Raw genomic sequence first — 12,458 nt, 5'->3', positions numbered from 1 at the left:
GTGTGGAGCTTACTTGTACCTCCTCCATGATTTTCATCTTTAGTAACCGTTTTATAGAGTTCTCCTGTTGTATAATTCCCATTGTTTACTGTACTGAGTTTTAGAGTAGGAGTATAGGTGTTATCGGTAAAAGAAGTAGTCACATAGTAGTTTTTTACTTCGGTAGCTGTATTGACATCATATACAAACTCAATTTCATGTCCGTTCCCTAATTTCCAGTCTTCTCCTGGAGCCGCTTGTTTAAGAACTCTGTTTAGAGGAGAATTATCCAACTGTTTTTCGGAATAAGGGTTAGGGGTAAGTGCATTAATATCTGCGGGGAAATTTGTTTTGTAATAATTGTTTGTAGCCGCAACCACATCCCCTGTTATAATTGCCCCATTAGCACTTTCAACAGCATACGGTAAATATTCTTTAGTTTGACGCCCAAATTCATCGTATTCTATATGGGTAACGATATCTTTAGGTATTTCGTTATTCGTTAAAACTCCTCCTGCTTGTATTGCTATACTTTGTTTGGCTCTTCCTAAACCATCAAAATACGTAATACTTTCTTGTACATCTTTGTTTTGGGTTATCCCAGCAGGGCTTGTCATAGGGTTTTGATACGCTCTTGTAAACACATAGTTTTCGTTGCTAAAAACTAAGGGAGTATAAGGATCTTCAACTATATAAGCTCTAAAGGTACTACCTAACTGTATCCAAGTAGTCGGTTTTAGAGTAATACTATTGGTAGCTGTTATTGTATTGTTTCCAGAAACGGTATAGTCACTTTTTACAATATTGGCCTCTTGTGAAAACATTGTGCTACTTAACAAGAGAGTGTAAATGAATAAAATTCTTTTCATAGCTTCTTAGTTTTTATAGTTGTATTTATGTTCTTTTAAAAGATTCCCGTCGGTATCTTTTATGAATTTTAATCGGTTAAAATCATCATATTCATAGTATATAGTTTGTCCTCTTGGATCGGTGATACTGGTAACTCCAATTAATGGATCATAGGTAAAAGTGGTTATTTGACTGTTTACCATATTAGCATTGTTTCTAATATGGTTTAAAGCTGTTCTTAAATTGTTTTCAGAAGCGGTATCTGTATCATTATTAGAAGCAGATACGGCTGCATCAATCAAACTTTGAATGTTGGCTAACTCGGTATCGGTATAGTTTTCTATTTTAGCGATTGGCTGTGTTTGTTGATAGCCCCATAGATAATAAATCTTAGTACCATCTTTTTTACTAACCTCTGTAGGATTGCCTTTACTGTCATATTTATGATACACAACTCTATCTTGTATTGCATTACTTGTGCCAGCGACCCCTTTTAACGTTTTTACAATACTAGGTAAGGTTATTCCTGAACCATTATCGTTAATATACTCTGTTTTTTGATAAGATAATACTTCATTTCTATCTCTTATATTATCGCTATCAATATCTTTAAAAGAATAGCTTTCAATAGGTGTAAAACGATGACTGTTTACTAATGATTGTTCAGCAGCAGTTAGACCAGAAACCTTATCTTGAGGATATATTGTTTCGTTAAGTATAACATCCCCATTACTATGTGTTCGTTTTGTTTTGCTTAGTTGATAATGTTTGTCGTAGTTATAAAAATAATTAGTAATAGTTTCCGTACTTCCTGAATCAAAATAACTAGTTTCTATAGAATAATCTAAGTTTACAGTACCCCCTGTTAAATAGTAGATTCGATAACCTGGTGTATTTGAAGGAAAATTAGAGTCGTATCGTTGTCTCATAAAAAAAGGAACTTTAAAAGAGGTGCTGTTTTTTTCTATTTGTACGGTATTATCATTCTCAACCCACTCGTAACTCTTACTTTTTGGCATAAAAACAAAAGCAGGGTCATCAATGTGTATAAGACCTCTGTAAAGAAAATCGTTTAGATAAACTACGTTGCCATATGTATATTTATTATAAATTTCTTTTAACAATTTATAATTTGAGCCTCCGGAGGTTTTTCCATATACTTTAGTTTTTATGTTTTTTCCTCGTAACCATTCATTATCTGTAGGGGGGTAGTAAGGAAACTCATAATAATCATCTCGGCTATCTTCAAAGTTGGTAAAAACATATTCTGTTTTTCCTAAATTATTGTCTTTAGTTCCATGGTATTCAGTAACTTCAGTATAGCCTATTGAGTTAGGTTGGAAGCTTCCATAACTACTACTTGAAGTATAGTAATGTGTAAGTGTTTGAAATTCATTATATTTTGAAGTATTGATGTATTCTGGTAAGCCATTTACAAAGCCACTACTACCTGAAGAAAATTCATCACCAACATTTAAGTTGATTCCATATTCGTACTCTTTAACCGTGGTTTTACCCTCAGTAATAGTTTCTATTTTTTTTATGCGTTTTCCACCGGCATATATTTGACGAGAACCAGTTTCAAACGATTTTTTAACATCAACAACTATTCTAAAATCATATTTGTTATCTAAATGTAAATTAGGATCAACTCCTGGGTGTCTGGGTACATATACAGAAATAGTTATTGTGTTACTTACTCCAGAGTTAAAAGTTACTTCGGTATTAATATCTACAGGTCCATTATTAACAGCAAATTCAAAAAGACAATCAGGGGTGGTGGTATCGTCTATGTCTCTTAAGTGCATGCATTCTGCTTTAAAAGTAACAGCGCCATCGGGTATACTTAGTGTTTTTGTTTCGTAGCTCCCGGCTGGAGTTAAAAAATCACTTTTTGTGAATACATAGTTTGTGTCATTTTCTTCTTCAGGGTTTATTGCAGGAACTTTAACACTTGCTAAAAAAGGAGGAGCAAACCCAATATTGTCTTCATAAGTAAATTTTGTTTTACCTCCTGTAGGATGTGTTATTTCTTTTAATAGTCCAGCTTCAGATTTTTCAGGGTTAACTCTTCTATCGGGTTTGTATAAACCGTATTCAAACATTCTTAAAAAAGGACCATTGTCGGCACCATTATAATATCCCCAATAATCCTGAGAAGTTGAGAACCTGCTGGGTAAAACTGTTGGGTTATAAGTAAACTGATAAGGAGGTAATTTTTGTCCTGTTTTACTTTCTTCTTCTACAGAACTTAGAAATAATCGTTTTAAAGATTTATCAAAAATTAATGAACTACTTTTTATATAATTTAAAACATTATTTTGATCTGTACTCGTAGTATAGGAATAATTTAATTTGAAAGCTTTTAAGAGTGTGTCATTTACGTCGTAAATGGCTATTTTATCTAAAGAGTGGCCATTATAATCTTCTCGTAAAGCTGTACTTTTGGTAAATACTATTTTCCCCTTACTAAAAGTAATTGATTCTAATTCTTGACTATAATTATTCGTTTTAGTAAGGCGTGTATTAATTTTCTTAATATCTCCCATTCCTGAAGAAGTATTAGTAACTTGAGTACCTGTAACATCATGTTTATCGTATGATTTATTGTAATTAACAAAATTACCTATGTTGTTATAGTTATAGCTAATTAATTCTCCATAAGGAGTTTCAATGTCCATTAACTTCCATGAGTTATATATGATTTCAGAAGATGTACTCGCAGGGTCATCTACAACATTACCATCGAAATAAATAGACCAACCTATAGAGGTTTGATATTCTCTTGCTGTCCTTAAGCCATCTTTCGAAACACCGTAATAAAAAGTATTTCCTTGTGAGTCAATTACTTTAAAAGAAGCTATTTTTCCATTTTCTTTTTCGAAAGTTACTGTTACATCGTCAAAGCTTTGTATTAGAGGTTGTTCATTTTCATAGTTTAATATAAATTTACCACTAGTAGCACCAGCGTTAAAGCTAAATTGATCTGGATAAAAGTCATATCCAGGATCTAAATCTTCTCTAGATTGAACATTTTGTCTTGTTTGTAGGTTAGAAGCATAAGTTAAAAACTCAGTTTTATTTTTTAAATAACCATTATTATAACCTGTATCATCTGCTTTACCTCTAACTTGCCTTGATATACTTCCTCCATATATCAAAGACCAATTACTTCCTGTTCTTGAAGCCACCTCAGAAACTTTTATACCTCTGGCATGATAACTTAAGCTTATAGGTATTTGTATTCCTTTTTCACTTATGGTGTAAATAGGAATAGAAATATTAGGAAGCCCTGTGTAGTGAGATATAGGAATATTAATAAATTTAGACAAAGCAGAAGCTTCAGGTGATGGAGGTACTACATTTGGCAACCCAAAGGAAGAACTGTATTGACCATAAAAAGTAAAAGAATATAGCATGACTAAGATGCCTAGCATGTTTTTTTTCATAAAAAAAGTGTTGAAATGAGCAATTATATTATATGTCTTTTTTAGCAAGGTAAAGTTACAGATTTTTTGCAGATAAAAAAGATGAGAAGTAAATAGTTAGGAGAAAAACAAAGTTTTTATAAAATTGAAGTAAATAAAAGCAAAGAGGTAGAATTTTAATTATTCCTTTTTTAGGAAACACAATGTAGTTTTACTGCCTCGCGTAATAATGATAATCTTTAATCACAGTATCTATAAATTGAGCAGGTTTTTGCTCTGTGGTAATTCCTGTTAACTCAATAATTTTTGTATGTAGTTTTAAAATTACTTTGTGATTTCTTTTCTTCATGGCATCTCTGTATACTCTTGTAATGGTATGAATATCATTATCACTCAATAGTGTTACCTGTGAATAGCTAGGTGTATAGTTATCGACTACATCGCTAGCAATAGTATCTTTTAAAGTAATTCTTTTCTTTTCAGATATTACAGTAGTTCCTGCAGCAATATCCCCTAAACGTTGCCCTTTTCCGTTTAATAAAATCGTAAGAACTGCAACAGAACCACTAGCTAAAGTAAAATCAACAAAACGTAGTAACCATCTAATTAAATAACTTCCAAAAGTAGGTTTAGAACCATCTAATTTAACCACTCTTATTTGGTTGAAGTATTTACCAGGTGTTTGTCCGTTCATCAACACCTCAAAAAGTAAGCTGTAAAAGAATACAGGGAGCCCAAGTAAAATAAAGAGACTCATGTATTCCATACTCATGGGAATATCTAACATTCCTATTATAATAGCAACGATAATGTAGTACCCAACAATAAATAACGCATCAATTAAATATGAACCAATACGAGTGGTAACATGAGCTACATTTTGACTGATAGCAATATTTTGGGCTGTTTCTATTTGAAAATTATCCATGAACTAGTTTTTCGCTTTTTTTTGTTGATATTTATGCAACTTTTTTTAGTTTAGCGAAGATAAAAATATTCTATGATTAGAGAAACTTCTCAACAAACATGCTTTAATTTTTTTAACTCATGAGAGAAGCTGCTTTTGTAAATAAAAATAAAGAAAAGTGGCAACTTTTTGAAAATGCGCTGTATAACAAAACAGTTATTTCACCAGATAAATTATCTGATTTATATGTGGAATTAACTGATGATTTGAGTTATGCCAAAACCTTTTACCCGAATGGAAATACGGTGATATACTTGAATTCAATAGCATCGGCAGCACATCAAAAAATTTATAAAACTAAAAAGGAAAGTAAAAATAGGTTTATAAGTTTTTTTAAAACGGAATTTCCTTTGATGTTTTATAGCTACCAAAAACAATTATTGATAGCGTTTTTAGTATTTGCTTTTTTCTCTATTTGTGGTGCTTTTTCAGCCGCAACAGATATTGATTTTGTCCGTTTGATTTTAGGAGACGGTTATGTAAACATGACCTTGGAAAATATTGAAAACGGTGACCCAATGGCTGTGTATAAAAAAGCCAATGAAGTTGATATGTTTATCGGAATTACTGTAAATAATATAAAAGTAGCCATGTATGCTTTTGTTTTAGGAATGCTATTTTCGGTAGGAACCTTATACATTATGATGCAAAACGGAATAATGTTAGGTTCGTTTTTGTATTTCTTTTACGATAAAGGATTGTTTTGGGAATCGTCAAGAACTATTTGGATTCACGGAACCATAGAAATATCAGTAATTATTATTGCAGGCTGTGCCGGATTGGTATTAGGGAACGGATTATTATTTCCTAAGACCTATTCACGATTAGAATCGTTTAAAAGAAGTATGAAAGATGGATTAAAAATAATGGTAAGTACCATACCATTTTTTATTGTTGCAGGATTTTTAGAAGGTTTTGTAACCCGGCATACCGAAATGCCTGATTGGTTAGCCATTTTAGTTATTGCAGCCTCATTAGCACTCATTATATTTTATTACGTCATATACCCAATTAAAGTTTATAAAAATCAACAAATCCATGCATAAAGAATACGTAGAGTTTAAAAAAGAAAGAGATTTAGGAAGTATTATTTCAGATGCTTTTAAGTTTATACGATTAGAAGGGAAACAGTTCTTTTTAACCATTTTAAAAGTAGCAGCAATACCTATTGTTATAGCGGTTGCTTCTATGATTTATTACATGATGTCAATGGCTTCATTAATTAGTCAAGAAAAAAGTGCAGTTGTTGGAATGATGGGGTCAGTGTTTATTATGATGATTGCTTATTTAGTAGCCATTGTTTTTATAAACTTGGCAGGTATGTATTATATCAAATCCTATATAAATAATAAGGGAATAGTTAGGCAAGAAGATGTTATTACTAATACAAAAGCAAAATTTTGGTCGTTTACGGGATTTGGTATTTTAGCAGGATTGATATTATTTGCTAGTGCTATGTTATGTGTATTACCAATATTTTATACGTGGCCAGCATTATCGTTAGGAGCGTCTATTTTAGTATTTGAAAATGAAACAGCTTCTGGAGCGGTAGGGAAATGCTTCAACTTTATAAGTGGGTATTTTTGGGAAACTTTTGGGGTCATTTTTGTTGTGTCTATTTTAGTGAGTGTTTTAGGGTACGTATTTCAAATACCAGCAACCATTTATCAGTTAATAAGTATGGGAATAGGTTCAGGAAGTGATGATCCAGCGCAAGTTTTGGGCTTTTTTGGGGATCCGATTTATTTGGTTTTAAATGTTATTTCAATAGCAGGTCAGCTACTATTTTATTCGATTACTTTAATAACCAATGTACTTTTGTATTTCGATATTAATGAAAGAAAAAATCTTACTGGAACAATAGAAAGAATTGATAGTATAGGACAGTAATCTTTTGAAGCAGTTTCTTTTTTACATAGCGTTTTTTATTTGTTCAATCACTGTTTTTTCTCAGGAAGGAAAAAGAGCGGTTCAGTATGATGATATGATTATTGAACAAAAAAAGTTTGATGCTCAAAAAATAGAAGAGTACAAGCAAAAAGATGAATTTATATACATCGTAGAAAAAAGAGAACCTACTATTTTAGAAAAAATATGGGATTGGTTAAAACGAACGATTATAAAAATTCTCTCTTATATTTTTGATGATATTACCCCAGTAGTAGGATTTTTACGTGTTGTTTTAAAAATTTTACCTTACGTAATAGCAGGACTCGTACTCTTCTTCATTATTAAATTCTTTTTAAAAGTAAATGCACGCAATATTATTGATGGTAAAAAGACTAAACCTATCGTACACTTATCAGAAGAAGAGGTGTTAATTAAAGATAAAGATTTACCAAAGTTAATTCAGAAAGCAATTTCAGAAGGAAACTATCAATTAGCAGTACGTTATTATTATTTGTTGCTGTTAAAAAAACTGTCAGATAAAGAGCTTATTTCTTGGCAACAAGAAAAAACAAACGAAGACTATATAAAAGAGTTATCATCTAAAAAACAATTATATACAGATTTTAAAGAGTTAACTTATCTGTATGATTATGTGTGGTATGGTGAGTTTTTTATAGATAAAGAAAAATTCTTACAAGCGGAGAATAACTTTAAAAATACGCTAGCTAAAATATAGTCAATTGGATAAGAAACTAAAAATATACATTGGTCTGTTAGTGCTTATAGTACTCGGTATTTTTTATGTCGAGTCTGTAAAACCTAAAGAAATCAATTGGTATCCAAGTTATGCTGCAAAACATAAAATTCCGTATGGTACCTATGTATTGCATAAAGAAATGCCGAGTTTATTTCCCAAAAGTGAAGTAAAAGATATCTACCAAAATCCGTATGTATATTTAAAAGACGATACGAATAACGGAACCTATTTTTTTCTGGATAATAAAGTGAATTTTGACAAAGATGAGTTGAATGAGCTTTTAGAGTTTGCAGGTAGAGGAAACGATGTGTTTATAGCAACTAATGGAGTATATTTAGATACGTTGCAAACAAAGACAAGTTATTTAACGACTTCTGCGTTTGAGGAAAAAGCCTATCAAAAAATGAGTAATCCTATTTTTGGTGGAAAAGAATATCATTTTGATAGAGATTTTTCAAAATTATATTTTTCTGAAGTAGATACTCTTAATACAACTGTTTTAGGTGAGTTGATAGTGAGGAATGAAAATGATTCTATTATCAGTAAAAAACCAAACTTTATCAAAGTAAAACACGGTCAAGGAAACTTCTATTTACATACATTTCCACAGGCATTTACGAATTATAACATGTTGTTAGATAATAATTATGAGTACGTAGCTAATGTATTATCATATTTAAATAACCAGCAAAAAAATGAAGCTGGGACTGGCTCTAATAGTAATAGCACCATTTTATGGGATACTTATTATAAAACAGGAAAAAGTAGAATTACTTCTCCTATGCATTATATTTTATCAACCCAATCGTTAAAGTGGGCATATTATATAGGGTTGATAGGAGTGTTGTTCTTTATTATTTTTAAAGGAAAGCGTAATCAGCGATTAATTCCTGTTATTACCCCGTTAAAAAATCAAACATTGGCTTTTACACGTACCATAGCCAATATGTATTACGAGAAATCAGATCATAAAAATATAGCAGAACATAAAATCAACTATTTTTTAGAGTATATCAGAATAAAATATCGATTATCAACTTTAAAAATAGATGAGCGTTTTTATAAAAACCTTGCAAGCAGAAGTGGTAATTCAGAAGAAAAAGTAGTCGCTTTATTTAAAAAGATACAGCAAATACAATCAAAATCAAGTATAACCGAAGAAGATTTAGTAGCTCTAAATAAAGCTATTGAAGATTTTAAAGCATATAAAAAAGAATAGGATGCAAACAGAAAACAATCCAATAGAAAATACGAATGAGTTATTTTCAAGCAGAGTAGACTTGTCGAAATTAAAAGAAGCTGTGATTCAAATTAAAGAACAGTTAGGAAAAGTAATTGTAGGGCAAGAAGAGTTTATGGAGTTGTTGTTGGTTTCATTATTGGCTGACGGACATGTGTTGATTGAAGGGGTTCCTGGAGTTGCTAAAACAGTAACAGCAAAATTATTGGCAAAAACCATAGCAACCGATTTCAGTCGAATTCAGTTTACGCCAGACTTAATGCCTTCGGATGTATTAGGAACTTCGGTACTAAACATGAAAACATCTGATTTCGAGTTTAAAAAAGGTCCAATTTTTTCTAACATTGTGTTGATTGATGAAATTAACAGAGCACCAGCTAAAACGCAAGCAGCATTGTTTGAGGTGATGGAAGAGAAACAAATCACGATGGATGGTGAGCGTTATGTAATGAATCCTCCCTTTATGGTATTGGCAACTCAAAACCCAATAGAACAGGAGGGGACGTATGCCTTACCAGAGGCGCAATTAGACCGTTTCTTATTCAAAATAAATGTTGGATACCCAAATTTAGAAGAAGAAATACAAATCATTACTGCTCATAACGAACGAAAAGGAGCGTTACCGCAAACGAAAGTGGAAGCTGTGTTAACAGAAGCTGAGTTATTAGAATACAGAAGCAAGGTTTTTGAGGTGTTGGTAGAAGAAAAAATTATCAAATACATAGCACAACTTATTTCTAATACGCGAAACAATGCACATTTGTATTTAGGAGGTTCACCAAGAGCAAGTATTGCAGTATTGATGGCATCTAAAGCGTTTGCAGCCATTAACGGACGTGATTTTGTAATTCCAGAAGATGTAAAGAAGAGTATTTACCCTGTATTACGCCATAGAATTATGTTAACTCCTGAACGCGAAATGGAAGGAATGACAGCCGATAAGGTGATTGAAATGATTGTACAATCTGTAGAAGTTCCAAGATAGTGATTCAATTCTTTAAATCGTTATACGTACACAATCGCTTTTTTATCTATATAAGCGTAATTTCGGCATTGTTTTTAGTGTCGTTTTGGATTCCTGCGCTCTATGCAGCAACGTGGATGCTTGTGTGGTTATTTGTGATAGCGATGTGTGTTGATGTGCTCATTTTATATCGATTTAAAAACGGATTTTCAGCGAAAAGAATTGCATCAGAAAAATTATCGAATTCAGATGCTAATGAAATAGCCATTAGGCTTGAGAATAACTATCCGTTTCAAGTTTTTATTTCGTTGATTGATGAATTGCCAGCACAATTTCAAAAAAGAGATTTTGAACATGCAATGTCTTTGAAACCCGGAGAGAAATCAACCTATACCTATGCTGTTAGACCTGTTGAAAGAGGAGAGTATACCTTTGGAAAAGTAAATGTATTTGTGTCTTCTTTTTTGCAGATGTTTTCTAAACGATATTCATTTTCAGCGGAAGAAAGTGTAAAAGTATACCCGTCGTACATACAAATGAAAAAGTATGAATTTTTGGCAATGCACAATAACCTAACGGAATTTGGTATGAAGAAAATACGACGCATTGGGCATACTATGGAGTTTGAACAGATTAAAAACTACATTCCTGGTGATGATGTACGTACTATAAACTGGAAAGCAACGGCTAAAAGAGCAGAGTTGATGGTGAATCAATATCAAGATGAAAAATCACAACCCATATATTCTATTATCGATTTAGGTCGTGTGATGAAAATGCCTTTTGAGGGATTAAAGTTATTAGACTATGCGATTAACTCAACCTTAGCTTTTTCAAACATAGCCTTATTAAAAAATGATAAAGCAGGGATGCTTACGTTTTCAAAAAAAGTAGAAAAAATAGTAGCAGCCAGTAATAAGAAAACAAACTTATCGGTCATCAACGAAGAGTTGTATAATATTACAACCGATTTTTCAGATGCTAATTTTGCACTGTTGTATGCCAATATTAAACGAAAAATAAATCAACGAAGCTTACTAATTTTATATACGAACTTTGAGCATATATCTGCCTTAAAACGACAATTACCGTATTTAAAAGCGATAGCTAAAAAGCACCTATTGGTAACTGTTTTCTTTGAAAATACGGAGTTAGATACGTTAATTACTGAAAATGCAGAAGATTTACAAAGTGTGTATCACAAAACGATTGCTGAAAAATACGCTTACGAAAAACGGTTGATGATAAAAGAGTTAGAGAAAAATGCGGTACATGCTATCTTAACCAAGCCTCAACATTTATCGGTGAATGTAATTAACAAATACTTAGAGTTTAAGGCAAAAGGAATGATATAAAAAAAGCGACCATTGGTCGCTTTTTTTATTTTTTTATTGATGCAGAATTATTGTAGCTCTTGTAATCTTTCTTGTAGTAATTCTGGATTTCCTAAAGCATCCATTCCAATCATTGAAATAATCCAAATAATGTAAGCTATAAAAATAACGTTTAATACAATACCTACAATACCCAATATTTTACCTGTATTGGCATTTTTTACTCCCTCGTACATGTCAGGGTTTTCGTTATCCAATTTAATAGCTTTGTTACCTAAAACCAAAGCAATAATTCCTAAAGGTAGCCCAATAACACCATAACAACAGCAAGTTACAATAGAGCAGATACCTAAAACTAAGGCTGTAGTTGAATTTGGTAGTTTTTGTTTTTCCATAGTTTTTCTAAAGTTTAAATTAATTGATTCATTTTTATAACATAACTACTCACAATAATGAGTATGTTAATGATAGCCAATATACTGATTATTTTTTGAGCATATTTTACTTTGTAGAAGAAGTTAATACTTACAACAAAAGCTAAAAGTAGCAAGGTGTATATTGCAGGATACATTTTAAAAGCTGCAACAAACTCTCCATGTAAAAGGAAACTCAAAGCACGCTGTATACCACAACCCAAACAATCAAATCCAAAGAATTGTTTGTTTAAGCAGGGAAACATATAATCTTCTAATTGTAACGGCATAATTTGTTATTTAAACATATCCATTCCTGGAATGTTTGGCATTCCGCTTTTAGCAGCGATAGCTAATTCTTGTTCGTTAATTTCACCAGCACGTTTCAATGCTTTGTTTAGCGCTAAGATTAAGTAATCTTCTAGTTCTTCTTTATCTTCTAACAAAGATTCATCGACTGTAATCGCTTTTATTTCACGATTAGCAGTTACGGTAACTTTTACATTTCCTCCAGCAATTGCTTCGTCAATTAAAACGGTGTCTAATCGTTTTTTAGTCTCTTCTACTTTTTGTTGAGCTTCTTGTAGTTTGCCCATCATTCCAGAAATATCTCCAAACATTCTTGTACAGTTTTTTA

12 protein-coding genes are annotated in these 12,458 nt (G+C 31.8%); 6 read left to right on the top strand and 6 right to left on the bottom strand.

What is annotated here, in order from left to right:
* The 3 genes from V1T75_RS14635 to V1T75_RS14625 all read right to left on the bottom strand — a co-directional run.
* A partial coding sequence (locus V1T75_RS14635) for a DUF6443 domain-containing protein (RefSeq protein WP_330489240.1) occupies nucleotides 1–848 on the bottom strand: 848 nt, incomplete at its 3' end.
* A 6-nt stretch (nucleotides 849–854) separates the two neighbouring features.
* Nucleotides 855–4,277: an RHS repeat domain-containing protein gene (locus V1T75_RS14630; RefSeq protein WP_330489239.1), complete on the bottom strand. Its 3,423-nt coding sequence runs from the start codon at nucleotides 4,275–4,277 to the stop codon at nucleotides 855–857.
* Between the two features lie 190 nt (nucleotides 4,278–4,467).
* On the bottom strand, nucleotides 4,468–5,184 hold the full coding sequence (locus V1T75_RS14625) for an RDD family protein (protein ID WP_330489238.1): 717 nt from the start codon (nucleotides 5,182–5,184) through the stop codon (nucleotides 4,468–4,470).
* A 119-nt stretch (nucleotides 5,185–5,303) separates the two neighbouring features.
* Here V1T75_RS14625 and V1T75_RS14620 point away from each other — a divergent pair, with 119 nt between their 5' ends.
* From V1T75_RS14620 to V1T75_RS14595, 6 genes are read left to right on the top strand one after another with little or no spacing between them, the layout of a single operon-like run.
* Nucleotides 5,304–6,269, top strand: a complete 966-nt coding sequence (locus tag V1T75_RS14620; RefSeq protein ID WP_330489237.1) for a stage II sporulation protein M — start codon at nucleotides 5,304–5,306, stop codon at nucleotides 6,267–6,269.
* Nucleotides 6,262–7,113 carry a hypothetical protein gene (locus V1T75_RS14615; protein ID WP_330489236.1) on the top strand — a complete coding sequence of 284 codons (852 nt, stop codon included), beginning with the start codon at nucleotides 6,262–6,264 and terminating at the stop codon, nucleotides 7,111–7,113. The genes V1T75_RS14620 and V1T75_RS14615 overlap by 8 nt, the downstream gene beginning before the upstream one ends.
* Before the next feature lie 4 nt (nucleotides 7,114–7,117).
* Complete coding sequence (locus V1T75_RS14610) at nucleotides 7,118–7,849, top strand: DUF4129 domain-containing protein (protein ID WP_330489235.1); 732 nt, start codon at nucleotides 7,118–7,120, stop codon at nucleotides 7,847–7,849.
* Between the two features lie 4 nt (nucleotides 7,850–7,853).
* Nucleotides 7,854–9,089 (top strand): DUF4350 domain-containing protein, encoded by a 1,236-nt coding sequence (locus tag V1T75_RS14605; protein WP_330489234.1) that lies wholly within the window; start codon nucleotides 7,854–7,856, stop codon nucleotides 9,087–9,089.
* Between the two features lies 1 nt (nucleotide 9,090).
* Nucleotides 9,091–10,095 (top strand): AAA family ATPase, encoded by a 1,005-nt coding sequence (locus V1T75_RS14600; RefSeq protein WP_330489233.1) that lies wholly within the window; start codon nucleotides 9,091–9,093, stop codon nucleotides 10,093–10,095.
* Between the two features lie 2 nt (nucleotides 10,096–10,097).
* Nucleotides 10,098–11,429 (top strand): DUF58 domain-containing protein, encoded by a 1,332-nt coding sequence (locus V1T75_RS14595; RefSeq protein ID WP_330489246.1) that lies wholly within the window; start codon nucleotides 10,098–10,100, stop codon nucleotides 11,427–11,429.
* A 47-nt stretch (nucleotides 11,430–11,476) separates the two neighbouring features.
* Here the strand turns inward: V1T75_RS14595 and V1T75_RS14590 are convergent, their stop codons facing one another.
* The 3 genes from V1T75_RS14590 to V1T75_RS14580 are packed head-to-tail and all read right to left on the bottom strand — an operon-like array spanning nucleotide 11,477 to nucleotide 12,441.
* The gene (locus V1T75_RS14590) at nucleotides 11,477–11,803 is read right to left on the bottom strand and encodes a CCC motif membrane protein (protein WP_125345467.1); all 327 of its coding nucleotides are present in this window, start codon (nucleotides 11,801–11,803) and stop codon (nucleotides 11,477–11,479) included.
* Between the two features lie 14 nt (nucleotides 11,804–11,817).
* Nucleotides 11,818–12,111, bottom strand: a complete 294-nt coding sequence (locus V1T75_RS14585; protein WP_330489232.1) for a DUF2752 domain-containing protein — start codon at nucleotides 12,109–12,111, stop codon at nucleotides 11,818–11,820.
* A gap of 6 nt (nucleotides 12,112–12,117) precedes the next feature.
* A complete protein-coding gene (locus tag V1T75_RS14580) occupies nucleotides 12,118–12,441 on the bottom strand; it encodes a YbaB/EbfC family nucleoid-associated protein (protein WP_330489231.1) in 324 nt (107 codons plus the stop codon).
* Nucleotides 12,442–12,458: the final 17 nt, after the last annotated feature.

This window comes from Tenacibaculum sp. FZY0031, assembly GCF_036350695.1.
GTDB lineage: Bacteria > Bacteroidota > Bacteroidia > Flavobacteriales > Flavobacteriaceae > Polaribacter.
The sequence above is the reverse complement of the archived record's forward strand: the minus strand, read 5'-3'. Positions and strand labels throughout refer to the sequence as shown.